At 44.6% G+C, this 26,930-nt stretch carries 21 protein-coding genes; 20 read left to right on the plus strand and 1 reads right to left on the minus strand.

Going from position 1 to position 26,930, the window contains the following annotated elements; genetic code table 11:
• Both FEFB_RS04850 and holA read left to right on the plus strand, forming a co-directional pair.
• A partial coding sequence (locus tag FEFB_RS04850) for a ComEC/Rec2 family competence protein (RefSeq protein WP_152666240.1) occupies positions 1–1,532 on the plus strand: 1,532 nt, incomplete at its 5' end.
• A complete protein-coding gene (holA, locus tag FEFB_RS04855) occupies positions 1,501–2,499 on the plus strand; it encodes a DNA polymerase III subunit delta (protein ID WP_047975113.1) in 999 nt (332 codons plus the stop codon). The genes FEFB_RS04850 and holA, both read left to right, overlap by 32 nt.
• Before the next feature lie 52 nt (positions 2,500–2,551).
• On the opposite strand, the gene FEFB_RS04860 is transcribed toward holA, so the two are convergent.
• On the minus strand, positions 2,552–3,511 hold the full coding sequence (locus FEFB_RS04860) for a Dyp-type peroxidase (protein WP_047975114.1): 960 nt from the start codon (positions 3,509–3,511) through the stop codon (positions 2,552–2,554).
• 217 nt (positions 3,512–3,728) lie between these two features.
• On the opposite strand from FEFB_RS04860, the gene recX reads away from it, so the two are divergent.
• The 18 genes from recX (at position 3,729) to glf (ending at position 26,925) form a co-directional block, all read left to right on the plus strand.
• Positions 3,729–4,529, plus strand: coding sequence for a recombination regulator RecX (recX, locus tag FEFB_RS04865; RefSeq protein WP_047975115.1), 801 nt, complete (start codon positions 3,729–3,731; stop codon positions 4,527–4,529).
• A 247-nt stretch (positions 4,530–4,776) separates the two neighbouring features.
• The gene (locus FEFB_RS04870; protein WP_047975116.1) at positions 4,777–5,346 is read left to right on the plus strand and encodes a DUF402 domain-containing protein; all 570 of its coding nucleotides are present in this window, start codon (positions 4,777–4,779) and stop codon (positions 5,344–5,346) included.
• A gap of 73 nt (positions 5,347–5,419) precedes the next feature.
• Positions 5,420–9,007 carry a PD-(D/E)XK nuclease family protein gene (locus FEFB_RS04875; RefSeq protein ID WP_047975117.1) on the plus strand — a complete coding sequence of 1,196 codons (3,588 nt, stop codon included), beginning with the start codon at positions 5,420–5,422 and terminating at the stop codon, positions 9,005–9,007.
• A complete protein-coding gene (gene addA, locus FEFB_RS04880; RefSeq protein WP_047975118.1) occupies positions 9,000–13,058 on the plus strand; it encodes a helicase-exonuclease AddAB subunit AddA in 4,059 nt (1,352 codons plus the stop codon). Before FEFB_RS04875 ends, addA begins: the two co-directional genes overlap by 8 nt.
• A gap of 97 nt (positions 13,059–13,155) precedes the next feature.
• A complete protein-coding gene (locus FEFB_RS04885; protein WP_047975119.1) occupies positions 13,156–13,401 on the plus strand; it encodes a YqgQ family protein in 246 nt (81 codons plus the stop codon).
• A gap of 191 nt (positions 13,402–13,592) precedes the next feature.
• Positions 13,593–14,573: an ROK family glucokinase gene (locus FEFB_RS04890; RefSeq protein ID WP_047975120.1), complete on the plus strand. Its 981-nt coding sequence runs from the start codon at positions 13,593–13,595 to the stop codon at positions 14,571–14,573.
• Positions 14,574–14,712: 139 nt separating this feature from the next.
• Positions 14,713–15,288 (plus strand): GTP pyrophosphokinase family protein, encoded by a 576-nt coding sequence (locus FEFB_RS04895; RefSeq protein ID WP_047975121.1) that lies wholly within the window; start codon positions 14,713–14,715, stop codon positions 15,286–15,288.
• A 63-nt stretch (positions 15,289–15,351) separates the two neighbouring features.
• Positions 15,352–16,161 (plus strand): NAD kinase, encoded by an 810-nt coding sequence (locus FEFB_RS04900; protein WP_047975122.1) that lies wholly within the window; start codon positions 15,352–15,354, stop codon positions 16,159–16,161.
• Between the two features lie 89 nt (positions 16,162–16,250).
• Positions 16,251–17,156 carry an RluA family pseudouridine synthase gene (locus FEFB_RS04905; protein ID WP_047975123.1) on the plus strand — a complete coding sequence of 302 codons (906 nt, stop codon included), beginning with the start codon at positions 16,251–16,253 and terminating at the stop codon, positions 17,154–17,156.
• An 82-nt stretch (positions 17,157–17,238) separates the two neighbouring features.
• The gene (mgtE, locus tag FEFB_RS04910; protein ID WP_047975124.1) at positions 17,239–18,606 is read left to right on the plus strand and encodes a magnesium transporter; all 1,368 of its coding nucleotides are present in this window, start codon (positions 17,239–17,241) and stop codon (positions 18,604–18,606) included.
• A gap of 193 nt (positions 18,607–18,799) precedes the next feature.
• Positions 18,800–19,231, plus strand: a complete 432-nt coding sequence (locus tag FEFB_RS04915) for a hypothetical protein (protein ID WP_047975125.1) — start codon at positions 18,800–18,802, stop codon at positions 19,229–19,231.
• 15 nt (positions 19,232–19,246) lie between these two features.
• Complete coding sequence (locus FEFB_RS04920) at positions 19,247–20,629, plus strand: GH25 family lysozyme (protein ID WP_053068954.1); 1,383 nt, start codon at positions 19,247–19,249, stop codon at positions 20,627–20,629.
• A 140-nt stretch (positions 20,630–20,769) separates the two neighbouring features.
• Positions 20,770–22,212 carry a flippase gene (locus tag FEFB_RS04925; RefSeq protein ID WP_047975126.1) on the plus strand — a complete coding sequence of 481 codons (1,443 nt, stop codon included), beginning with the start codon at positions 20,770–20,772 and terminating at the stop codon, positions 22,210–22,212.
• A 64-nt stretch (positions 22,213–22,276) separates the two neighbouring features.
• Complete coding sequence (locus tag FEFB_RS04930) at positions 22,277–22,909, plus strand: sugar transferase (protein ID WP_047975127.1); 633 nt, start codon at positions 22,277–22,279, stop codon at positions 22,907–22,909.
• Positions 22,910–22,943: 34 nt separating this feature from the next.
• Positions 22,944–23,567, plus strand: coding sequence for a YveK family protein (locus FEFB_RS04935; RefSeq protein WP_047975128.1), 624 nt, complete (start codon positions 22,944–22,946; stop codon positions 23,565–23,567).
• 75 nt (positions 23,568–23,642) lie between these two features.
• A complete protein-coding gene (locus tag FEFB_RS04940; RefSeq protein WP_235271963.1) occupies positions 23,643–24,968 on the plus strand; it encodes a hypothetical protein in 1,326 nt (441 codons plus the stop codon).
• Positions 24,965–25,735, plus strand: a complete 771-nt coding sequence (locus FEFB_RS04945) for a DUF4422 domain-containing protein (RefSeq protein ID WP_047975130.1) — start codon at positions 24,965–24,967, stop codon at positions 25,733–25,735. The genes FEFB_RS04940 and FEFB_RS04945 overlap by 4 nt, the downstream gene beginning before the upstream one ends.
• Positions 25,735–26,925: a UDP-galactopyranose mutase gene (gene glf, locus FEFB_RS04950; protein ID WP_047975131.1), complete on the plus strand. Its 1,191-nt coding sequence runs from the start codon at positions 25,735–25,737 to the stop codon at positions 26,923–26,925. The genes FEFB_RS04945 and glf overlap by 1 nt, the downstream gene beginning before the upstream one ends.
• Positions 26,926–26,930: the final 5 nt, after the last annotated feature.

Raw genomic sequence — 26,930 nt, forward strand, 5'->3', positions numbered from 1 at the left:
TTCTTTGGGTTTTTATTTTAAATTTTCTCGTTCGAATTAATTATAGAATCTGCCATTTTAAAAACTTTGCTAAGACAAAGAAAATTACCCATCAAGTTCGGCTTCAGGAGGTAGGACTGAAGCTGGACCGCCCGTTAACATGGCTAGACCGTTTAAATGCTTATTTTCACCAATTGCATGCGTCCTTATCGGACCGTGCCAAGAAACTACCAAATCCGATCAGTAATTATGCCTTAGCACTTTTACCCGAAGATTGGTCGACTTGGCAAAAGGGCCTCTTTTTATCAGTTTTGACCTTTCCACTAATCGTGGCGCAGCAGTATACCTGGAATATTTGGCAAAGTTTTGCCAATTTGATTGCTATCCCAGTCTTTTCGCTGGTGATTTTACCCGTTGTGTTGGTTGCATTTTTCGGTCAGGTGGTGCCGGGTTTGGCTCCGGTAGCGAATTGGCTGGTAACGATGTTTGACCAATCTGTCTATTGGTTAGGCAACCTGCCGGGACAAATTGTTATTGGCGCACTGCCTTGGCCAATTTTATTAGTACTGGGTTTTGCGCCCTGGTTTTTATTGGGAGCCGAGAAGGCTGGTCGTCGGTGGGTGGTCGGTACGTGGCTGTTCGCCTTGATAATTGGTTTCTTTTTAGTCCATTTTCCAAGAACGGGCGAGTTTACAACCTTTGATATTGGTCAGGGCGATGCCGCCTTACTTCGTGAGCCATACAATAAGACAATCACCTTAATTGATACAGGTGGCAAGATTTCTTTTCAAAAACCATGTTTCTCTGGCCAGGGGTCAGCTGAAAACAATCCACACGGCAAGCAGGGGTGGCCGAAAAATCAAGAGGGTCAGGCCCGTTCAGTGATTGTGCCTTACTTGCATGCGCGTGGTATTAGTAGAATTAATACGTTGTCACTATCTCACCAGGACCAAGACCATATTGGCGATGCTCGAGTAATTTTAACAACGTTTCAAGTGGACCAGGTTTTGCTGCCTGCTGGGATGACTAAGCAAGCAGCTTTTCGGAAAAGAATTCAGCCTTACCTGGGGCGGACAAAGGTGGTTTCTGTGACTGACCGGGTGCAACCAGCTAACTTGCCATTGCGCGTTTTACACCCGTTTCAACCGGGTATTGGGGAAAATGAAGACTCAATTGCTCTTGGTGGCCGGATTGGCCCCTTGGCCTTGTTTACCGCTGGTGACTTGGATCAGGCTGGGGAGAAAAAAGTTTTGGCTAGGTACCCAAGTTTTCGCCCGGATTTGATTAAGTTTGGCCATCACGGTTCACGAACATCAACGAATAAAGAGGTGTTGGCTAAGTGGCAGCCGACCTATGGGCTAATTTCTGCTGGCCGCAAAAACCGTTACGGCCATCCAAACCAGGAAGTTTTGGCGATTGCTGCTCAGCAAAAGATGATTGTCTACGATACAAGGCGGCAAGGTATGCTAAGATATGTATATGAGAATCACAATAAAGGACATTTTCAGGTAAAAAGCTTCAATGACCTTACAAACAGTAAAACAACAAATTGATCAGAGAGCGTTGCCAAGCCTGTACCTGGTGACCGGTAACGAGCCCGCTTTAGTTCAAAAAGCTCACCGATTATTTGCGTCGATTATTGACCCGGCCGAGCAAGAAATGAACCAGTCGACATATGATTTCGCCGAGGTTGGCCTGGACCCAATCCTGGACGATTATTTGAGTGCTCCATTTTTCGGCGATCACCGCTTAGTTTTGGTTGAAAATCCAACCTTCTTAACGGCCGGATCGAAGTTAACGGCTAATCAGGAAAAGGCTTTGCAAGAAGCATTGGACCATCCAGTGCCAGGAAACCTCTTGATTTTGTTTGCTAATGAGGCTTCTTTGGACAAACGTAAGAAGGTCACCAAGTCTATTTTGAGTCAAGCAGAGCTTCTCGACTTACCGGCATTGGATGAACGCCAGACACGACAGGCCCTGCACCAGTTCTTAGACCAGCGGCGGGTAGAAATAAGCCAAGAAGCAGAGGCTGAGTTACTTCTGAGAACCCAGGCCTCTTACTCGAAAGTCTTGGCTGAATTACCCAAGCTCTTGGCTTATGCTAGTCAAACGAAAACGATTGATTTGACTGGGGTAACCGGTTTGGTTCCAAAGGAATCAACGGCTCAAGCCTTTGATTTGGCCGATTTGGTTTTGAAACAGAAAAAAGCCGAAGCCTTGCACCTGTACTATGACCTCATTAAAAATGGCGAAGCACCGCTGCGCCTGAATGCTCTTTTGCTCGGCCAATTCCGCTTATTATTACAGGTCGCTGGTTCGGCTGGGAGCGACCAGTCTGTTGGAAGTGCTTTGAAAGTTCACCCTTACCGGGTAAAGCTGGCACGACAATCGTTACGTCACTACCGGTTGGGACAGGTGCGGACCGGATTCTTGCAGATTTTACAAATGGAAATTAAGATGAAGTCCGAAACGGTTGACCCACTCTTCTTGTTTGAAAACTTTATGATTAATTTTCGCTAATAAAAAGGCCCGACACCATTGTGGTGTTGGGCCTGATTTACTATTGCTATATTTAGTCAAAGTCGCCATCGGCAATTTGTGCTAATGTATCGCGGGAAGGGATGAAGAAAAGTTGACCGGACAAAAGTTCTGAGAAGGTCAACAGGAAGTCGGATTTATCAACCATGTTTTGCAGCATGCCCTTGGTCACTTCCCAATGACGGGCGTAACCCATGAAGTAGGTTCCGGTGTTTCCAGTAGCAGGGTCAGAGTAAGGAACGTTCATGCGGATAATCTTCTGCTCAACGCCATTTGGCTCATACTTAGAAGCAACGTTATGGGCATTTTCATACTTCTCGTCGTCTTCCAATTCTAAATCAGAAAACTTTTCGCGGCCAACAGCCTTTTCCTGGTGCTCGGTCTTCATTTTGTTCCAAAAGTCCATGTTGTGGCGCCACTTTTGTGCAAAGGCGTATGAACCATTTTCAAAAGCAGCATCCTCATCACCAATCAGAGCATAGTCGGCTGAATCTTCTGGTGCGGGTGCTTCGGTTCCATCAATAAAGCCGATAATTGCGCGACCTTCGAAGTAGCGGAAGCCCTGGGTTGAATCAACGACTTCAGTAAAGTCCTTCAAAAACTTCATGAATTGGGTTTGAGCTTCGACGACAATGGCTTGATTATTAGCACGAATATGGAAAAAAATGTCTCCTTCGGTGGCGGGCATGCTATATTTTGGCCCTTTCATACCGGCAAAGGTTTCAAGTTCCTTTGGCTTAGCAGACTTTGGGAAAAGGAGTTCCCAGGCATGGTTTGAGAAACCGATAGCAACCTTCAATGTTGAGGGAGAACCATCATTTTGTCCGTCGCGGATCCGTAGCGAACGGATAATGGCTTGTGACCGGTCTGCAAAATCAACGATTGCATCATGCAGGTCGGCTTGTGGCAGGTCCTTAAATTTTAATACGGTAAACTGGACGCTTTGCCCGATGTCCTTCCAGACATCTTGTGCGATTTTCGGATTAATTGGCATTTCACTAATTCCTCATTTCCTAATTTTACTTTTTTCATTGTACCTCTCTTTTTCTCTAAACGCTATAGATAAGATTGATTATAATTTATTTGGAGATTTTCTAATAAAAAAACAGCTAAAAATACTTGGCATTGTGCTGTTATTATTCATATTAAAGTAGATGGCAGTTGTTTTTACACAACTGGCGTTTTTAGCTGAAAATTCGTAAAATAGGCCTATGAAAACAATTACGAAAATTGCGACACAAAAGCGGGATGGCCGCTATAATATCGAATTGGACGGGCACTTTGCCTTTGGGCTGTCCGAAAACGTTTTGGCAAAGTTTGGTCTTTTGAAAGGCCGCCAACTTGATGACGCCATGATTGAAGAACTAAAGCAGGCGGAGAAGGTTGATCAAGGTCTCAAAATTGCGCTGAACTATTTAAGCCCCGCCTTACGCACCGTTCGTCAGGTCAAAGATCGCCTGAAGCAAAAGAAGGTGGAAGAGGGGGTTATTGACCAGGTTATCAGTCATCTACTTCAGCATGGCCTGTTAGATGATGCTGTCTATGCTAAACACTATGTCGCCACGAAACAAGTATTTAATCCCAAGGGACCTAGGGGGATTGCGCAGGACTTGAAGCAGGCCGGTGTCCAAGAAGAAATCATCGAAAATGCTATTTTAGGCTTTGCAGAAGAGGACCAGGTCTTAGTTGCCACAAAAATGGCGGAAAAATTAGCACGGACTCATCGACGCGATTCAACGGTGATTCGCCAACAAAAGGTTGCGCAGGCCTTGGTGCAAAAGGGCTTTTCCTATGACCTGGCCAGTCAGGTCATCAATGACCTAGATATCGCAAATGATGAAGACGATGAGCAAGAGAATGCTAACAAGCAGGCAGAAAAACTTGCTCGCCATCATCAGCGTCTGGCTGCCAAAGACCGATTTTATAAGGTGAAACAGGGCCTTTATGCAAAAGGTTATCGTGGTGAAGTCATCGACCAGGCTCTGGCAACAATCGACTTTGAAGAGGAATGAAAGGTTAGCTATGGACTTTGCGATTGATTCTGAGGCAAACAAGCTGGATGGTCTAGCATTGTTTTATAGAGTAAGGTTAGGTCGGCTGCTCGGCTTCGTGCTTCTTAATTGTTTTTCAGTGCAATAATACGCCAGTAGTCTGTCCAAAAACTCCCCCTTTTCTAGAGAAAATTGACCATATTAGCCAACTGATTTTAAAATTATGGTATAATTGAAAAGGAATTTTTGTCAGAAAAGTGGGACGAGCATGATTGTTGATAAGCCAAGTCGCGGACCGCGCGAAGGGGATGTCATCACGATCAAAAGCTATAAGCATGACGGCTCGCTGCATCGAACCTGGCGTGACACGATGGTGTTGAAAACCAGTGAAAATGCCATTATTGGTCTAAATGACCATACTTTGGTGACAGAAGATAACGGTCGGCGCTGGGTGACTCGCGAACCGGCTATCTTGTACTTCCATAAGAAGTATTGGTTTAACATCGTCGCGATGATTCGCGATAACGGGATATCTTACTACTGTAACTTAGCCTCACCATACACTTTGGATAAAGAAGCGCTCAAGTATATCGATTATGATTTGGACGTTAAGGTTTTCCCGGATGGGGAAAAACATCTCTTAGATGCGGATGAGTATGCGGCCCACAGTAAACAATGGCATTACCCTAAAGAAGTTGATCAAATTTTAAAGGCACACGTTAAAATTTTGGTTGACTGGATTAATAACGAAAAAGGACCTTTTTCGCAGGGGTACGTCGATGTTTGGTATTCTCGTTACCAATATTTGATGCAACAGCGGTTAAAAGATCGTCGTTGACTAAGTTAGAAGAACACGGAAACGTGTTCTTTTTTTGTATAATAAACATAACTAAAAAAGACTAGGGGATGACATGGCGGTTACGATTTTATTAACACCGGGTGAAGTAGACAGCCGGCAACAACTGGTTGAACAAATTCACAACCACCTGGTCCATGAGGACCGGCGTGATATTTACTACGTGGTGCCTAATCACGTGAAGTTTGATGCGGAAGTCGACGTCTTAAAACGGTTGGCTCGGGCTCAGGGCTATTCGGCGGACCAAGTTTTTGCGCAATCACAGGTTCAGGTTTACTCGTTGACCCGGTTAGCCTGGCGTTTCTTGCAGGCCGAAGGAAAGGTTCAGCCACCTGTGTTGGGTGAGGCCGGCCTCTTTGTGCTGGTTTCCCAAATCTTAAAAGAAAATGCCAGTCTCTTGCCAACCTTTGCCCGAATGCAGGCTAAGAAAGGCTTTGTACAAAATTTGGTTAGTCAGTTAGCTGAGTTGCGCGGCGCAGAAATCAGCCCCCAGGACTTGTTGGCTATCTTGGACCAGGTTCAGGAAAGTGGGCAAAAAAATCCCCTGCAGACCAAGACTTTAAGTCAGAAGCTCCGGGATTTGGCAGTCGTAGCGGACGCCTTCAATGAGGCCTTGGCGAAACGCTATTTGTTGGCCCAAGAAGCCCTACCTTATTTTGTTGAGCAAAGCGAGAACTTGGACTTAAGTAATACTGTCATCTACCTTGAAGGGTTTACAGGCTTTACGGCTGGTGAATGGTCGGTCGTGAACTTTTTGATTGAAAAAACTGATTTGACCTTGGCTATCTTGGGTGACAAAGACCAGTTGACCACTTTTGAATCGGGGGATGTTTACGCTAAACCATTGACAACGGCCTTAACCATTATCAAACGGGCCCGATACAAGGAAACTGATGTTACTGTTTTGGACGGCCGACAAGATCACCCGTTCGAGACCATTAGTGCGACGGCTGACAAAAATGAGCTTGCTACTGATTTAAAACAACAAAATAAAACCACAAAGGAAATTCTATTACCGGCTTGGGCCAAGTTAGGTTCCTACCAAGAGCCAAAAGGCCAACAGGTAGAACCTGATTTACAAGCCTTTGTGGCGGATAATACCGTGACGGAATTAGAAGAGGTAGCCCGGCGAATTCGTCAAGACTTACAAGACCAACCTGACCTACACCTACGGGACATCTTGGTCCTAGCGCGTGACCTGGGTCCTTATAGTAAGCACCTACCAGCAGTGATGAATCAGTTCGACTTGGCTTACTTCTTGGATAATGACATTAAGATGGGCAACCATCCCTTGGTGGAATTGGTAACGAAGCTGCTTGGTCCTGCTAATCAGGCCTTTTACCCGGAAAATATCCTGATAATTTTGAAAACTGGTTTCTTACGGCCTAGCCAAGACGGTCAGTTAATTAGTGATGATATTTATTTTGAAACCGTGGCCTACCTTGATAATTATTTGGCTGGCCACCGCCCTTCTGCACAGAAATGGCATGATCGGCAAGCGCAGTTTATCCTGTTTGAGGATAACGGTGAACCAGACCGGCCTGGCTTCGACCAAGATCAGCGGGTTAACCGCCGCCTGAACCTTCTAAAGGGTTTTGTGGTGGAAGCCCTTGATGCCATGAACCAGGGGTTAAAGCAGGCGAAAACGTTAAGCGACGGTGCCCGGTTTTTGATGGCTTACCTGGACCAGTTTCAGGTTAAAAAAGCGATTATCAACCACCGAGACGCCCTGGTGGAAGCTGGTGACCTGGTGAAGGCACAACAGGTCATGGAAGTTTGGCAACTCTTTATTAATATTTTGGACCAGGTGGTCCAAGTGGCCGGTGATCAAGACTTTGACCGCCAGGTCTTTTTGGCGGCCCTGCAATCAGGGTTTGCCGGAGGTAAGTTTACGGGTATTCCTAACCAGTTGGACCAGTTGACCATTTCAGAAGCTGGAATCGTGCAAAGTCAAAAGTACCGAGTTTTGTACTTTATTGGTGGAACCCGGTCGGCCTTGCCAGCGCAGGTTAAGAATAAGACCGTTTTGACGGACCAAGACCGCCTGCTCGTGCAGCCGGCATTGGCCGAGCAAGAAACGCCACGCTATTTGCGACAAACCGCAGCGGCCCAGATGGCCGAAGAAAACTTGGTCTTTTACGGGGCTTTGCAGGCTGCTTCATCAAAGGTTGTTTTGTCCTATCCACTGTTAAATCAGGAAGGCAAGCAAAACGAGATGTCGCCTTACTACAGTCGTTTGTTGAATTTCTTCTTGGTACCGGTTCAACCGGTGGCAGGACAGGCCAAAAACTTGGCTGATTTAACGGCGCATTACTTGGGAACACCGGCGGCAACGCTATCGCAATTGGCTAAAATGGCCGACTTAGCTGGTCAGGAAACTGATTTTCAAACGGTCCGAGATGCTTTGACGGATGCCGGCTTAGACGGCCAGGTGGACCGAGTGCTGTCGAGCCGCCATTACCAAAACCAGGCCCGGATTTTGGCTCCTGCTTTGGCTAAGGAGTTATTCCAGCGGCCACTGCGGGTCTCAATTTCACAAATTGAAGCTTTCTATCGAAATCCCTATGAGTACTTCCTGAAGTACGGCTTGCGCCTACAGGAGCGGCCAAGTGCCGAGTTGGATGCCGCCTCGACGGGAATTATTTATCATGACCTTTTTGAAAAGGCGGTTGGCAACTTGATTGAAAAGAAGGAAACCCTTCGCGACCTCACGCCAGCAGAGATTAAGACCGTTGTTCAAGACGAATTGGCTCGGTTGGTCCAGGAACCACAATTTGCTGAATTAAATGAGGATGGTCAAGGCAAGACGGTGGCCCAGTATTTGGACCAGGTTGCCCAGGAATTGCTCAAACACCTAACGCAGGCGGCTCAAACGAACCAGTCTGCCCCAGACCGGGTTGAAACGCTCTTTGGTTTTCCTCAGGGCGACCTGATGCCCTTGAGTTTGGGTGAGGGTGACCGGGAAGTCATCGTCCGTGGAAAGATTGATCGGTTAGACCGGCAGGACCCAGCAGGGGTCTTTGCCACTCTGGTCGATTACAAGACATCCGGGAAAACTTTTAGTTATCGCGATGCGGCCAATGGCCTGCAATTGCAATTGCTGACTTACTGGCAGGCTGTTCAGGAAAACGCCAAGCAATTGGGCATCCAAGGCGTCGGTGGGGCTTTCTTTGCCCCTATTCAGCAGGAGGTGATTCCACTGGCAAAATTCCGTGGTGACGTGGATGAGCTGTTGGCTGGTAAAGCCACTAGTCAGAGTTTCCAGTACCGAGGCTTGGCTTTAGATAATCCCGATTACCTAGATGAGCTGGAACGACTGGCACCAAAGGGAAAGGCTCGCTATTATCAGTTAACGATGTCAAAGGATGGGCAGCCAACGGCAACGTCTGAAACGATTACCGATGCTGATTTTGCCCTCTTGGCTAAGAAAAATCAGGAGCTACTGCAGGAAGCGGCCGAAAAGATTCAAGCTGGGCAATTCCCGATTCGACCAGTTGAAAGTGCCTTGCAATATTCTGCCTATAAGGACATCATGCGCTTTGACAAGGTCTTAGGCGACCGTTACCAGGTGCCAAAGTATACCGGCCGAAAGAAAGAAGTCATCAAACAGTTACAAGCAGAAGAGGAAGGTGAAAATGGCTAGACAGTATACCGAAAATCAGGAGAAGGCAATTAGCCATAGCGGTCACAATATCCTAGTGGCGGCTTCGGCCGGTTCCGGGAAGACGACGGTCCTGATTGAGCGCTTGGTTCGCAAAATTTTAGCCGGTACTAGCGTCGATGAATTTTTAATCGTGACCTTTACCAACGCCGCTGCTGCGGAAATGAAGGAACGGCTGGAAGTGGCGATTACGGAGCAGATTGGCCAGGTGACAGATGACAAGCAAAAGCGCTTCTTGCTAGACCAGTTGGCACTCTTGCCCGTTGCGAACGTCTCGACCATCGACTCCTTTGCGTTGAAATTAATTGATACGTACTACTATAAAATTGGTCTCGATCCCAGTTACCGGTTGCTAGCCGACCAGGCGGAATTAAACCTATTAAAGAATCGGGTGATTGGGGCGGTCTTTGCTGACTTTTATGATCAAAATCATCCCGACCATGAGGGTTTTCTTGCCTTAGTCAATAACTTTGCTAATCCCAATCAGGATCAGAATCTGAAGGAAAAAGTCTTAAAACTGGCTGATTTTGCCTTAGCCCGGCCTGATGGTCCGGAGTGGCTGGCTTCTTTGGCGGGTGATTTGGCTGAACAAGTGCCAGCCTCGATGACTGATACAGCTCAGGAAACGGTGGCTGCGCCAGCGACTGACACAGACTCGAAAGCGATGGCCACGTCAGCCCTAGTTGACCAGAATCTTTTTCAAAAGTTTTTAGCGCCAAAAATTTTGGCGACCTTTAACCAGGCGGACCAGGTTTTCACCGGAATTTTGCAGGATATCGAGGGCGTTAGCGAGTTAAACAAGACGGCCAATTTTGTCCAGGACACTTTGGAAAAAGTCCATCAAGTCCAGCAGGCGCTAACCGACCACCAATCTTTTGATACCTTGCGGGGTTTGATTGCCTCCGACTGGGGTAAAATCCCACAGGCGAAGACGGCCAAGGTTTTTAAGGAAGACCCGGATTTGGCGTCGCTCTTAGATGCCGCTCGGGCTGGCTTTAGCACCTTCTTTGCCAAGTCTGGTCGGATTGGAGCGGTCGTCCACTTGAATCAAACCATTTTTGCTTTGACGGAGAACCAGTGGCAGCAGGTTAATGCGGCCGGGAACCAGTTGGTAGGCACGCTGGTAACAGTGACGCAGGCGTTCTTGGATGCTTTTGCTGCTAAGAAGCGGGAAGAAAACCTGTTGGACTTTTCGGATGCCGAGCAGTTGTCCTTGCTGATTTTGCAGCAGGAGGACGTGTTGAACTTGGTACAGAGCCAATTTCAAGAAATTCTGGTCGATGAATATCAGGATATTAACCGCCTCCAGGAAACTTTCTTGAAAAGCCTTTCAAACGGCGAAAATATGTATATGGTGGGGGATGTCAAGCAGAGTATTTACGGTTTCCGTCAGGCGGATCCGTCGCTCTTTACCGGCAAATACTTTGACTTTGCCAGGGAGGACAGCCCTGATGAACGAATTGAATTGGCTGAAAATTTTCGGTCAGAAAATAACGTGACGACGGTGATTAACCAGATTTTTACCCAATTGATGGATGAAGAGCTGGGGGATATTCCCTACCAGGATTCCGCCAAGTTGATTGCGGCGGCGTCTTATCCGGAGATGGTGCCATCGGTCTTTCATCTCGATATTATCGAACAGGTGGATAAGGAAAAGTCAGTCTTTGCGACTGATGAAAGTGGTGAAAATCAGGCGGGGTCAGAAGCCGATAATAGCGAAAAGCGGGCCAGCCAGTACCGCTACTTAGCACAAAAAATTCAGGGGCTGATTCAAAAGGGGGAAGTCTATGACCAAAACGTGGGTTTGATGCGCCCGGTCAAGTTTTCCGATATTGCGATTCTTACCCGGTCCAAGACCGGCTATGTCGAATTGCTCCGCACGCTCAATCAGGCTGGCATCCCAGTCCAATCGGACGGGGTCGGCAACTATTACCAGGTTATGGAAGTGTACTTAGTCCTTGACCTCTTGCGAATTGTTGATAATCCCCATCAGGACATACCACTTGCGGCCGTCTTGCGGTCACCGATTTTTGCCTTTGATGAAAATGATTTGGCGGAAATCCGCTTGGCCGACCGCCGTCATGACTTCTATACCGCCGTGGTGGCGGATGCCAAGGACCATGCCCGTAGCCAAAGGTTCTTGGAAATGCTTGGCGCCTGGCAATCGTTGGCCCGTCAAAATGATTTGGTTGGCTTAGTTTTGGCGATTTACCAGGATACCGGTTGGCTGGATTATGTTGGTGGCCTGCCTGGCGGCAACCAGCGGCAGGCTAATTTGCATGCCCTGTATGAGAAGGCCGGTGCCTTTCAGGAAAATGGTCAATCAGGGCTCTACGCCTTTATCCAATACATCGAAGAGATTCAGAAGAATGGTCAGGAAGTGGGCGAGGTGGCCCAGGAATCAGCCGAGGAAAGCGTGGCCTTGATGACCATCCACGCTTCCAAGGGGCTGGAATTTCCAATCGTCATCTTGCCGGAGTTGGAAAAAGATTTGAATGCCCGCGATATGCAGGGCGATTTCTTGGTGCAAAAGGATGCCGGCGTTGGTGTTGATTACTTGGAGCCGAATGCTAAAGTCAAGGTCGCGACAATGGCAAAGTATGCCGTCAAGGAAGCCTTGCAGCGACAAGCTTGGTCGGAGGAGATGCGCCTTTACTACGTGTCCTTGACTCGGGCCAAGCAGCAACTCTATCTGGTCGGTACTGTTGTTAAGCAAGAGGATGAAAGTGCCCGGCCACGGGCACTTTATCTTGAGGCGAGGTCAACGACGGGTCAGTTTTTGGGACGCGACTTGCGTCTTCGGTCTAAGTCATACTTGGATTGGACGTTGATTACTCTGGCTCGATTGAAGGTGCCGGCGCTGACTGAGTGGCTAGGCGAGGTCCAGACGCCACGGTTGCCATCGACTCAGACGCCACAGACTGGCGTGATTCAAGTCACTATTATTCCAGAAGAGGAAGTTGGGCCCTTGACGGTGAAATCAGCTGCAGCACCAGTTGGAGAACCAGTGGCCGGCGCTGTCACGCCAAAACAAACGGTTGACACCAACCGCCTGCGTGACCGGTTGAATTATCAATATCCAAACTGGCCGGCGACCCAAACGGCTGCCTATCAATCGGTATCTGAAATTAAGAGCCTCTTTGAGGATCCGGATCAAAGTCAATTGGCGAAACTGACCTTGGACCAGGCTGGCCATCAAATGTCGTGGTCGGGTCATTCTGTTGAAACTGAAGGTAGAGAAGATTCGTACCAGCCGGCTGCTGATAGTAGGCAACAAGCTCAAGACGATGTTGGCTCGAACAACAACAGCAATCAAAACAGTTCAGACTCCTCGGCTCAGCCAGCAAACAAAGCCAGCACTAGCTACCGTCCTGACCAGCGTGTCCTGGACCCGATGGCTCATGTGCTCACGACCGATACCTTGCCGGTACCAGCCTTTGAGGAAGATGGTCAAGCCAAGCCGGCACCAACTGCTGTTGGGACGGCGACTCACCTGATTTTACAGTTGATTGACTTTAATCAGCCGTATACGTTGGTTGACCTGGAAGACCTCTTGGCTAGCTTGGTGGCCGATGGAAAGGTCTTGGACCAAGTGGCGCCCCTGGTTGACCTGGACCAGATTTTGGATTTCTTACAAACAGACATGGCGCAAACGATTGCCCGACATTCTAAGACATTGCACCGGGAAAATCCGTTTTCAATGCTGGTGCCCGCCAACCAGGTCTATCCTGATTTAACCGAGACGGAGCCAATTTTGATTCACGGAATTATTGACGGTTACTTTATCGATGACCAGCAAAAAACGATTACGCTCTTTGATTACAAGACGGATTATGTGGCGAAGACGCCAGGACCAAAGCAAAATGAGGGGTTGGCCAAAATTCGTCACCAGTATACCGGGCAAATCCGCCTCTACCAGACGGCTTTGCAGCAGGAATATCCGGGCTACCAGATACAAAATGGACTTTTGATTCTTTTGGCTGGTCATAGAACGCTTGAAATTTCGGCTAGTCGGCCGGCGGGACTTTCGTAATCGGCTTTGCCAGCGTATAATGGCAGGCAAGTCCGGTGGGTTTGGCCGACTGTTTGTTAGGGCCAAAAATCAGGTCTGCATGAAACGGGGAATTTTGATGAAAAATTTTTACGATATTTTACAGTACTTAAAAACTTATGACGTCTTTATTCATTTAGGGAAGCGCCTTTGGGACATTGAAATGGCCGCCTTGGAAGTTGATAACCTCTACAAGGCCGATGTGATTTCAAAAGAGGACTATAAAAAAATGAAAGTCATCTTGGCCAAGGAGCATGACCAAGAGGCAAAGTTGACCGGTGATTATTCCGGTCCGGACTTTTTAGCCGCAAGTAGTGTGCAATAAGCTTTGGACCCGTCTAATTTTTTCTTAGTTGGATTGATTGGACAATCAGAATAATATTGTTTAAGAAATAACTTATGTTGTTTTTTTGTAAACGCTTGCATAAAGTAGACAACCTTTGTTAAAATAACTGAGTAATCTAAGACACAGGAGGAATGTTCTGTCAGGCCACTGCGGCAGAGCTACAGTAAATCATGGCAAAAGATAAATTAATCGGGGTTGACCTCGGTGGAACTACTATTAAGTTTGCGATTTTGACTGACGAAGGTGAAGTTCAACAAAAGTGGTCCATTCAGACCAACATTTTGGAAGACGGTAAGCATATCGTCCCTGATATTATTGAATCAATTAACCATCACTTGGACTTGTACCAATTGGACAAGAGTCGCGTGATCGGGATTGGTATGGGAACTCCTGGAACAGTTAACCGTGAAGAAGGAACTGTTAAGGGTGCCTACAACTTGAACTGGGCACAAGAGCAAGCTGTTAAGGACCCAATCCAAGCTGGAACTGGTTTTGACTTAACAATCGATAATGATGCCAACGTTGCTGCCTTAGGTGAAGCCTGGAAGGGTGCTGGTAACAACGATGCCGATGTTTCCTTCATTACTTTGGGAACTGGTGTTGGTGGTGGCTTGGTTGCTAACCATGAATTGATTCATGGGATTGCCGGTGCTGGTGGTGAAGTTGGCCACATCATCGTTGAACCAAATGGTTACTTGTGTACTTGTGGTAACCATGGTTGCTTGGAGCAATATGCTTCTGCAACCGGTGTTGTTCATTTGGCACAGGACTTTGCTGAACAATATGCTGGTGAATCAAAGTTGAACCGCATGATTGACAATGGTGAAGAAGTTACTTCAAAAATTATCTTTGACTTGGCCAAAGAAGGCGACTATTTGGCTAACGAAACGGTTGATAAGTTGGCTTACTACTTGGGCTACGCAGCCGCTACAATTTCAAACATCTTGAACCCATCAGCCATCGTTATCGGTGGTGGTGTCGCTGCTGCAGGTGAATTCTTGCGCGAACGTGTTGAAAAGAACTGGACAAAGTTTGCTTTCCCAACCGTACGGACTTCAACAGTTGTTAAGTTGGCTGAATTAGGTAATGATGCTGGTGTTATTGGCGCTGCTTCATTGGCTAACAAGAACAGACAAGATGTTTTGCTTTAATTAATGATTAAATATCCAACAGAAAACAAACAACTGACCGGTTGTTTGTTTTTATTATCTCAAGGGTCCGTGAAACTTATGGTAGAATAGGAAGTGATCTTGGCAAGTAAATTGCCAACGTTTCAAGGAGGACCGAGTAGTGGAGTGGGAAAGTTTTTTTGAACCATACACCCAGGCCGTCGCAGAGCTAAAAGTGAAGTTGAATTATCTCAGCGCACAGTACCAAAAGGCCGGGCAGCCAACGCCGGTTGAATATGTTACGGGCCGGGTAAAGTCCCAGGCGTCAATTGAAGAAAAAATTGTGCGTCGGCACTTGCATGAAGACCGTCTGGCCCTCGATTTGCAAGATATTGCTGGTTTGCGGATTATGACCAAATATATTGAAGATATTTATGCGGTTGTGGAACTCTTACGCAAGCGGACTGATTTTACCATTTTGGAAGAACGTGATTATGTAATGAACGCTAAGCCTTCGGGCTACCGATCGTACCATATGGTGATTGAGTACCCCGTTTCCTTATTGGATGGGGAACACAAGGTCTTAGCAGAAATTCAAATCAGGACCTTGGCCATGAACTTCTGGGCAACAATCGAACACGATTTGCGCTATAAGCATGGTGAAATTTCACCGGAGATGGCTGAAAAATTAACGGAAATTTCCAATCAGACCTTTTCACTGGAACAAGAATTTTCAGAGATTAAGGCAAAGGATTAAGAAGTGCCGGCTTAGGCCGGCCTTTTGATTAGCAAGCAGAAAAAAGATCTTAGAGGAGTAGGCATGAAAGTCGCCTTATACAATAATGATCAGGCCCAGTCGCTTGCCATTGTGGCCGACCTGAAGAAAGAATTGAAAGCCCAGGGAATTGCCTTAGACCGGGAAAATCCCGACCTGGTGATTTCTGTCGGTGGGGATGGCACCCTCTTGGGAGCCTTTCATGAATATATCGATGGTAATGATGATTTGCGTTTCGTTGGTTTACATACCGGCCATTTGGGCTTTTATACCGACTGGCTGGGCAGCGAGGTCAAGGAACTGGTGAACAGTCTAGTTCATGACAAAGGCCAGCGCGTTTCGTACCCTTTGCTGAAGATGACGACTGTCACTTCTGATGGCGCTGGGCAGGAGTACTTGGCCTTGAATGAGGGAACGATTAAGCAGCCGGTTGGCACAATGGTCGCCGATATTTGTTTAAGTGGTCGGGGCTTTGAAGGCTTTCGGGGTGATGGTTTGGCGATTGCAACGCCGACTGGATCGACTGCCTATAACAAGGCCAACGGCGGGGCGATCTTACACCCGTCATTAAAGGTAATCCAAATGTCTGAAATTGCGTCGATTAATAACCGGGTCTTTCGAACGTTGGGCTCGCCATTAGTTGTTCCAGCCGGGCAGAAGATTACCATTCGGCCAAAAACCAAGGCCTTTTTGTTGACCTGCGACCAGTTAGAGATATTGGCTGAGGGTATTGAGGCCGTTGAATTTGAAGTGGCCGAAAAGGAAGTTCATTTTGCCTCCTTCCGTCATTTAGACTTTTGGAGTCGGGTGAAGCAGGCCTTTATCGCTGACAGCAGCGAAGAAGACGTTGAATAAGTGGCAGGGCGGTGTCTGGTCGAACAAAGGCACCGCTTTTGCATGGAATTGAAAGGAACCGGTCATTCAGCCGGCACAGATAAATCAATATGAAATTTTCTTGGACGTATCAGGGAACAGAAGAACGGAAGGTCCGTTCTTTCTTACAAGGTCACGGTGTTTCGCACCGGATGTTCTCACAAATGAAGCATAATGGGGGCGCCATTTTGGTTAATGACCAACAGGTTTACACCTCCGATTATATTAAAGATGGGGATCTCGTGACAATCGTGATGCCGGTTGAAACGGGGAACGACTTGGTTGTTCCTGATTTCACCCCATTGGATATGATTTATGAAGACGAACACTTTTTGGCAGTTGATAAGCCATACGGGGTCACCACCGTCCCAGGGCATGCCGATCGACTCCATACGTTGGTCAACCAGGTCAAGGGCCATTTGATCGATGAAGGGGCTGAAGACTTGGTGCCCCACGTTGTGACCCGTCTTGACCGGGACACTTCCGGAATCGTCTTGTTGGCCAAGCATCGCTTTGCCCATGCCGTTTTGGACCAGCAATTACAGGACCATTCGGTGGAAAAGTTCTACACGGCCTATGTCTCTGGGCACTTGCCAGAGGATCATGGCATGATTGAGGAGCCAATTGGCCGCTTGCCGGGTGACTTTATCAAGCGCACGGTGACGCCAGATGGCAAACTGTCAAAGACGGAATATTGGGTGGAACACCGGTACACCAATGATAAAAATCGGCCGTTGACCCGAGTCAAGGTGCAGTTGCATACCGGCCGGACACATCAAATCCGTGTTCATTTTGCCCACATCGGTTTCCCGTTGGTGGGGGATGACCTGTACGGTGGACCATTGTGGTATGGATTGAAGCGACAGGCCTTGCACGCCTACCAGATGACGTTCTATGATCCTTTTATTGAACAAAACCGTCATCTGCAAACGGATTTACCGGCTGATTTGCAGGCATTAAAGGACATTCAAGGGTAAAAACGTTTACGACTGAGGTTGAAGACAATCTGATTTTGTAGTATTTTCAAGAATGATAAACGAAGTGGAAAGGAATCCTTTCATGGAATTAGACAATGAGCAGCAAGTCCGACAAGCTGTCCATGCCTTAACGGACTTGCTCGAAAACGGACAAGACGATGATTTTATGACCAAATTTACCAACCTGCACGATTTTGAAAAGGGACAGGTTTACGACAGCTTTTCGAAGAACATTCGAGAGGTTGCCTGGCGGGTCATGGATGATGAAACGCTCGCGACAGTTTTTGATAACTTGAAAATCGATGCCGAAGAGGTCGTTGACCTTTTGCAGGAGATGCCACCACAAAAGGGGGCCAACATCCTGGTTGAAATGTTTGCTGATAACGAAGCTGATTTGTTCCAGGCCATGCCAGCCCGGTTAGCTTCAACTTATTTGGCATTGATGCCTCATCGAGAAGCTCAAGAAATCAGAAATTTGATTAAGTACGAGGACCAGACGGCCGGGGCTTTGATGGCCACGGAATACTTGGCAGTAGCTGCAGGCTCAGTAGTGAAGGACGTTCTAGCCCAAGTGAAGAAACAGGCCGAAGAAACCGAGTCAATCATCTATGTCTATGTGGTTGATGAAAACCATCGTCTGGTGGGAATTGTTTCCTTGCGGGACTTGCTGACCCATCCGGATGAGATGACGATTGAGTCAATTACCAATACCCGGGTTATTTCGGTGAAGGCGGGGGATGACCAAAAAGAAGTCGCCCAAGTCGTTGCCGATTACAATTTTTTTGCCATTCCGGTTACCGATGATGATCAACATTTGTTGGGAATCATTACAGTTGATGATATTGTTGACGTAATTGATGAAGAAGCGGTCGAGGAGTACTCTGGTTTGGCTGCCGTCGATGTTTCTGATACCGATGACAGTCCCTGGCATTCCGCACTGAAGCGGATGCCTTGGTTCTTGGCTCTGCTAGTGTTGGGACTTGTTTCCGTTGCCCTAGTCGCTAGCTTTGAGCATACCATTCGTCAGGCACCGATTTTGGCTGTCTTTATTACGGTTATTGCCGGCGTTGCCGGAAATGCCGGCACACAATCCTTGGCACTGGCCGTCCGGCACTTTGGATCCAGCACGGACCGGTCTTTTTGGAAAAATCTGATTTCTGAGTTGCTGTCTTCCTTTGTACTAGCCATCTTAGCGGGCGTGGTTCTTTTTGCCGTTGTTTCCCTTTGGCAAGATAATGAAGGCCTGGCCTTGGCAGTTGCTTTGTCTGCAATCGTTGCGATTCTGCTTTCATCATTGCTGGCATACTTAGTGCCGGCGGTATTGAGTAAAGTGGATTTGGATCCAGCATTGGTGAATGGGCCATTGGTGCAGACAGTGGTCGATTGGGCGGCTATCCTGATTTACTTTGGGATTGCCACGGGCATGTTGAGTGAATTTATTGGGAAATAGTGTTGAAGCGCTGTCATGAACTCATGGCAGCGCTTTTTAGTTAGGACTACTTTTATTTTATTAAATGAAAATTAAGAATAACTTGAAACCTGCAAAAAAAGAGTTCGATAGTGTAAAATATTCAGTGATAGGCTTGGCTGAGTTTCTTAGGCTAGGTCACCTTTGAAAGAACGATTAATCAAGGAGAAGTTTTATGAAAAAAATTGGGACAATTATTGGTTTTATTTTAGTCGTAGTTGCCGTTGCTATGGGTGGCTATGCTTTAGGGACTAATCACAATTCAAAAGAGTCAGCAACTTCATCGAATTCGGCTTTAACCTCTTCAGCAGTGTCACCTGTAACTAAAAGCACTAGTCCAAGTAGTTCAGCATCATCTTCTGCAACGTCATCTGCAACCAGTCAAAAGGGTGCTAATCCAGAAACATCAGCTAGCTATGATCCAAATAAAACATTGAATGGTCAAACGGTTGATTCATCAACGATTCAACAGGTAACGGCTCAGCTGAAGGCGGCTGGTTTGCCAGCTGATCAGTGGGCACCAAGTGATATTAAGCAAATTATTACGCAAGCATCACAACAGGGAATTTCGCCCGTTGATTATGCTAAGCAAAATTACCATCAATAAGGAATTAAAAGAAACATGAATATAAAACATGGGTTACTGACATTAGCCGCTATCTCAACCTTTGGATTAGTGGTTGACCAAAATCAAATACAAGTCCATGCTGATGGTGTGCCGAGAGTTACGGGTGGCCAAGCTGGCTTACCCCGTATGGATGTTGTTGATGTTTCTTCAAACAATGGTTACCTTTCAACAAACGACTTTCAAATCATGAAAAATAATGGTGTTAGAGGCATTATTGTTAAGCTGACAGAAGGGACATACTATCGAAATCCGTATGCCTCGAGTCAGGTTAATAATGCGCGTGCTGTTGGTTTGAGGGTTTCGGCATATCATTACTCTACTTTTAACAATCAAAATAGTGCCCGATCAGAAGCAAATTTCTTTGCCGATTATGCCAACCAACTCGGTTTTAACAGCAGCGATTTAATGGTTAATGACTTGGAAGATAGTTCGACGACGGGTGGAGATGTCTCTGGAAATAGTTGGGCTTTTAATGACCAACTTAAAAATCGTGGTTTTACAAACGGAGCACTCTACACGTATACGTCTTATAAAAATAATAATGGTTTAAATACTTGGTTTCTGGCAAACGACCATATCTGGATGGCCGCTTATCCATATTATCCGTCAATCAATAGTTTATGGAATAGTCAATACGGTATGTGGCAGTGGTCGTCTAACGCTGGCTTTGGCGGTATAAGTGGTACTTTTGATGTTTCCATCGATTATAGTGGGATTGCTAGCCAGCTATTAAATGGTTATGTGTATAATGGTTTCCAAGGCCATGATGGTTACCGCTGGTATGATAATGGTCAATTAGGCAACGGGAAACGCTGGTACGCTGGTACATATTATTGGTTTAGTAATGGCGAACGAATTGATAACTCATGGCAGAGTGATGCGACCGGAACGTACTATACTGGAGCAGATGGCCGCAGTTACCAGGGACTGCAAACAATTGGTAATGCTCAGTATTACTTTGGAAGTGACTTTACCTTGCAAAAGAACCAGTATGTGACGGTCAATGGTCGACAATACTATGTGAACGCGCAAGGAATTGCAAGGCCTGCAGATACGGGTTATATTTATACAGGCGCTAGTGGCCATGATGGTTATCGCTGGTTTGATAATGGTCAAATTGGCAGCGGAAAGCGCTGGTATGCCGGCACGTATTATTGGTTTGATCAAAATGGCGAACGAATTGATAACTCATGGCAGAGTGATGCGACCGGAACGTACTATACTGGAGCAGATGGCCGCAGTTACCAGGGACTGCAAACAATTGGTAATGCTCAGTATTACTTTGGAAGTGACTTTACCTTGCAAAAGAACCAGTATGTGACGGTCAATGGTCAGCAGTACTACCTTGATGATCAAGGAGAAGCAAAGACCGTTTGAAAAATACAAAACTCAATGATTTTAAGTGAGAAGGAAGACTAAATATTTTAGTTTTCCTTCTTTTTATTGAATTTTTGGTTTAAAGAGCCGAAGTATAGTAAACTATAACAATATATTTAAATTTTTTAAGGACATGTCAAATGCAAGTTGCTAAAAATTATCTTTATAATGCAGCATATCAATTACTGAATATTATTGCGCCCATTATTACGTTGCCTTATTTGGCACGCGTTTTGGGGAAAAATGGTGTTGGAGTGGCTTCTTGGACGAACTCACTAGTTACCTATTTTCTCTTAATAGCAAGTTTGGGGATTGTTACTTATGGTTCTCGAGAAATCGCTTATGTTCATAAGAACGAAGCATTACGGCAAAAAAAGTTTTGGGAAATTCAGACGATTCACTTTATTGCAGGTTTTGTAGCCTTGATTTTGTATGTGCTATTTATTTATACCGGTGGCGCGTTTAATCAACGTATTCACCAAAATGAATTATTTCTCTGGTATCAAATTTGGGTGATTTTTTCAGGTATGGTTGATATTTCCTGGTACTTTATCGGTTTAGAAGACTTTAAAAAAACTGTTTTACGCAACATGATGATTAAATTAGCGATGACTGTTTTGATTTTTATTTTGGTAAAAAAGCCAACTGATATTGGTGCCTATATTTTGCTACTAGCCTTGTCACAGGTTTTTGGTAATCTTTCGATGTGGTTCTATTTGATTGGTAAGTTCCGTTGGCCAAAGTTGAAAGAACTTAATTTAAAGTCGCACTGGCATCCTGTTTTCATGATGTTTTTACCAACGATTGCGACGCAAATTTATTTGCAGCTAAATAAGACAATGCTGCCATTTATTACTGGGGTAACTGCGTCATCTGGTATTTACGATAATGCGGATAAAATTATTAAGGTTTGCCTGGCTTTGGTTACATCAGTGGGAATGGTTATGTTACCACGGATGTCAGCCCACTATGCTGCTGGTGAACACGATCAAATGAAGAAGGCGATTCATTCATCAATGGATTTTGTCTCAGCAATTGCCGTGCCACTTGCCTTTGGAATTGCTGCAGTTGGACCAACGGCAATGCTTTGGTTTTTAGGAAAATCATGGGGGGACGTTGGCTCGGCCCTTGTTCTATTGACACCAATTATTGTTTTTATTGGCTGGTCGAATGTTATTGGTAACCAGTTCTTAATTCCTACGAAACGCCTGAGTGAGTATACGTGGTCAGTAACCTTTGGTGCCGTTTTAAACGTGTTCCTGAATTTCTTCTTAATCTTTATTTGGGGCGTTAAAGGGGCGGCATTGGCGACAGCTATTTCAGAATTTGCTGTTATTGCTTATCAACTATTTGTGACAAGAAACGATATGAAAGTGCGAGCCCATTTCGTTGGACTATGGCGCTATCTGTTGGCTGGACTGGCAATGTATTTTGCGGTGCTATACTTTGTTGCTAACCATGGTATCGGTATCAAGAGCACATTGATTGAAACGATCATAGGTGGTTTTGTTTACTTGCTTGTACTCGTTATTCTTCGTGCACCTATTTTAAAACGGTTATTGAATTGGCGTTCCTTCCGCTAATAGGGTGATTCTGGTATAATAAGTATTGTTGTGCACTAAATTTTAAATATTGGAGGATGGGGTTTTGAAACAGTTCCTGTTTTATCGCCTTCCCAAACGAATTTTAGATATTGTTGTTTCCTTTGTAGCTTTAATTGTTTTTTCACCAATTTTTTTGGTAATTGCGGCGATTATTAAGTTTAGCAAGGGTACCAGTCATGTTTTTTATGCTCAAGACCGTGTCGGTCAGGGCGGTAAGCATTTTAAAATTTATAAGTTCCAGTCCATGGTTGACAATGCTGATCAAATCCTTAAATCAGATAGCCAGTTGTATCAAAAATTTGTTGATAATGGTTATAAATTGCCGACTAGAGAAGACCCTCGAATTACGAAAATTGGGGCGATTTTGCGCAAAACGTCACTCGATGAATTGCCGCAGTTCTGGAATACTTTAATTGGGAATATGTCAATTATTGGCCCACGGCCAGTGGTTGAGAGTGAATTGGTTGAATATGGCGACGAAAAACGAATTCAAAAATTTTTGTCTGTCAAGCCCGGTGTTTTCGGTCTCTGGCAAGCTTCTGGACGATCAAATATCGGATATCCAGAGCGGGTTGAAATTGAACTCGATTATGTTGACCGTGCTAACTTAGGTTTGGACTTTAAAATTATGTTTCTAACAGTTGTTGCAATTTTCAAGGGTGATGGAGCCTTTTAAATAAGACTGTATTTTCCAACGAGGAGAAATAAAAATGGAATTTTCATTAACTGACTTGGCTAAACGCTTTTGGCATTTTGCTTGGTTGATTGTACTGTGTGTCGTTGTTTTTGCTGGTTCAGGGTTCGTGTACGCTAAATCTGGGAAAGTCATTACTAATTTTTCGGCTAGTCGAACAGTGTTAATTGCTAAGAATAATACGGATGTCCGTGATCCAAATTCGCGTGTTCAGGCAGACAAGGCATTGATTCCAACTTATCAAAAGGTAGCCCAGGATGACGCCATTGTAACTGCTGTTCAAAAGACACTTCCATTTAAAATGAGTAAGAGTGATATTTCATCTGCCGTAAATGTTCAAAATCCAACAGATACTGTGGCGCTTGCATTCCAGGCTTCTGGATCAACAACCTATCGAGCAAAGACATTAGCAAACGTCTATGCAGAAACTTTTGCTAATGTTGGGCCAACTCTATATCCTGACATGGGAAAGCCAGATGTATTGTCGAAGGCGACAGGATCTGATGTTACTCGTTCTGCGTTGAAGAATGCAAAGAAATTAACATTGTTTGGAGCTGTTTTTGGTTTTGTTTTGTCAACCGTCATTATCTTGATTTTAGGAATTCGTCAAAATTATGAAGTGGCTCGAAATCGGGAATAATTGAGGATTATGGTTAACTTTCTTTTACCAATAACTTTTTTTTCAAAGACATATTCTTATTCAGTTGCTGAGCCAATGGCAATGGTCAGTTTCCCATTCATGATTATTGTCATTTTGATTCAGCTATATCGTTTTCCAAATAGGATTAAAAATCTTATTCCTACACCTAAAGCATTTTTCCTTGTTGCATTCGTTTGGTTTTTTCAATTATTGGCAATGTTTTTGTCATACCGAAAAACAGGTGAAACTTTGGTAACATGGGGCCTTTTACATTCGCCAATTACCTTAGCAGGATGGACGCTTGCTGTATACATAGCATGGGCAGTGATTCAAGTTACCGTTATTACGGAAAAGGATGAAAAACAATTTATTAAAGCTGGCATAATTGGGCTTTTATTTTATTTAATATTTGTCCTGTTTCCGCAAGTTTTTCTTACAGTGCATCTAAATATTTTCAATGATTATGTTAATCTGTTAGCCAAGTTTTTTGAGGAGCGTTGGAAATCGATGCCAGGTTATGATTTTTATAGCAATGGTTCTTACTCTGCAACTCAATTAAGAGTGAATGGCTTTGAGCCAGAAGCTTCTTATCTGGCAAATTTATTGAGTGTTACCTATATCCCTATACTAATAGGCATAACGGTGACTGGCCAAAGAATTTGGCTTAAAATTAATTCAACAAAATTGCAATTAATCTTTAATGTAAGTATTACCTTTATTGTTTTATTAATTTTGATTTTTGCTAAAACTACGACCGGAATTTTAGCTGCAATTGTTGCTTATTTTATATGGATATCTTGGTCACGTGGGGCGTTAAGAAAATCAATTTTGTGGATTGCTTTTATTGGAATGATTTTTTTAATTGCTGCCTATCTAAAAATTGGCGTCATTCATAATATGCTTAACCAGTTTTTATTTGCTAAACAGGGCACTGATAATCGTTGGGGTGGTACAATAGGGTTAGCATTAACTTTTTTATCACATCCTATTTTAGGAGTGGGTACCGGGTTTACTTCATATTTCACGATTGAGAACTTTCCTATATCAGCTTCACAAAATTTTGAATTTCAACATGTTTACTCTCAAACTGGTTTTCCGATTTTGTCTGAATTTCTAGGTTGGTTATCTACTTTTGGAATGATCATTGTAATTCCAGCTTTAATGTTATTAGTAAATTTAATTGCTCGGTCATTTCTGATTGAAAATCAATTAAATGGTGCTACTCCAGAATTAGTTGATCAATCCTGGTCTCGGAGTTTGCACATTAGCTTTATTTCTATGATTATTCTTGTTTTGTTTTCATCGATTTTTATTATTCGGATATATTTGTGGCCGTATCTTTTAATGTTCTTCTTTTATCGGAAACATATTATGCGTTTGGAGGAGGAACTGAAGCAATGAAAGTTTATATTGCAACACACAAACCATATGAAATGCCCCAGGATAAGCTTTACCAACCATTGATGGTTGGTTCATCTTTGAGAGATGAAGTTCCAACTGGTTATCAACGCGATGATCAGGGTGAAAATATTTCGACTAAAAATCCCAACTTCAATGAATTAACTGGCATTTATTGGATGTGGAAAAATTCTAAAGAAGATGCGGTGGGTCTGGTTCATTATCGTCGCTATTTGGGAAAAAAAGGTGGACACGACTATGCTGAACGGTTAAGTCAACAGGACATTGAGAACTTATTGCGCCAACATGATGTGATTTTACCCAAAGAGCGAAATTACTACATTGAAAATCAGCGTAATCATTATCTTCATGCCCATGCAAATGAGCCTTATGAGATAATGGAGAAGGTAATTCGAGAGAATTATGCAGACTTCTATCCAGGATTCCAACGTATGGAGCGATCAACAAAGGCGCATCTGTTTAATATGTTTATCATGAAAAAAGAAGTTTTTAATGATTACGCAGAGTTTGTTTTTGGTGTTTTGGAAAAAGTGCAAGAAAAAGTGGACTTATCCACTTTGCATGGTCAAGATGCTCGCGTTTTTGGTTTCTTGTCAGAACGGTTAATGGATACTTGGCTTAATACTCGGAACTATTCCCTTACGGAAGTTCCCGTGATTAGTCTTGAAAAGACAAATTGGCTTGATAAGGGCACACAGTTTTTGAAACGGAAATTTCTTCCAAATTCTAAGAAAAAGGTACATTTCTAATGGCAAATAAGTTTAATACAAAGAACTATGATTACTTAATCGTTGGTGCTGGTCCCTTCGGGATGACTTTCGCTTACGAAGCAGCAAAGCGTGGTAAGCGTTCTTTAGTTGTCGAAAAGCGTTCATTTATTGGTGGAAACACGCATACACACGTTGAAAACGGTATCACAGTTCATGATTTTGGCGCTCATATCTTCCATACGGATAACAAGGAAGTTTGGGATTACGTGCAAAACTTTGCGGAATTTAACAACTTCCAAAACCAAGTTGTCGCCAACTATAACGGTAAGCTCTTTAACTTGCCATTTAACATGAACACGTTCTATCAGATGTGGGGAACAAAGACGCCTGCTGAAGCCAAGACTAAGATTGAAGAACAAAAGTCTGCTGCTTTGAAGGAATTGGGCGATCGTCAACCACGCAACTTGGAACAACAAGCAATTTCATTGATTGGAACAGACATTTACCAAGCTTTGATTAAGGGTTATACCGAAAAGCAGTGGGGTCGTAAGGCAACTGAATTGCCAGCATTCATTATCAAGCGTTTGCCAGTTCGTTTTATTTACGATAACAATTACTTCAACCACCGTTACCAAGGAATTCCTGTTGGTGGTTATACTCAAATTTTTGAGAACATGGTTGAACGTTCAAACGGCTTGATCGATGTTTTGACTGATACTGATTTCTTCGATCACAAGGATGAATTTATGTCAGAATTCCCACGTGTTCTTTACACGGGAATGATTGATCAGTTCTTTGATTACAAGTTTGGTGAATTGGAATACCGTTCATTGCGCTTTGAAAGCGAAACGATTGACTCTGACAATTATCAAGGAAATGCTGTTATTAACTATACGGATGCTGAAACGCCATATACGCGTCAAATGGAATGGCGCCACTTTGATGGTTTGGCAGACGAAGGCAAGACGATTATTACTCGTGAATACCCACAAGACTGGGATCGTACGAAGGAAGCTTACTACCCAGTTAACGATGATAAGAACACTGAGTTGTACAAGCAATACGTAAAGGCTGCTCGTGAAGAAGCACCTGAAGTACTCTTTGGTGGTCGTTTGGGTAAGTATCGATACTTTGATATGGACCAGGTCTTCAATGATGCTTTTAACACTGTTCGCCAAGAATTTGGTGTGGCAGATGACTTTAACTTTGCGCATGATGATGTGAAGTGAAGATT

This window comes from Fructobacillus sp. EFB-N1 (assembly GCF_001038455.1).
In the GTDB taxonomy this organism is placed as follows: Bacteria; Bacillota; Bacilli; order Lactobacillales; family Lactobacillaceae; genus Fructobacillus; species Fructobacillus cardui.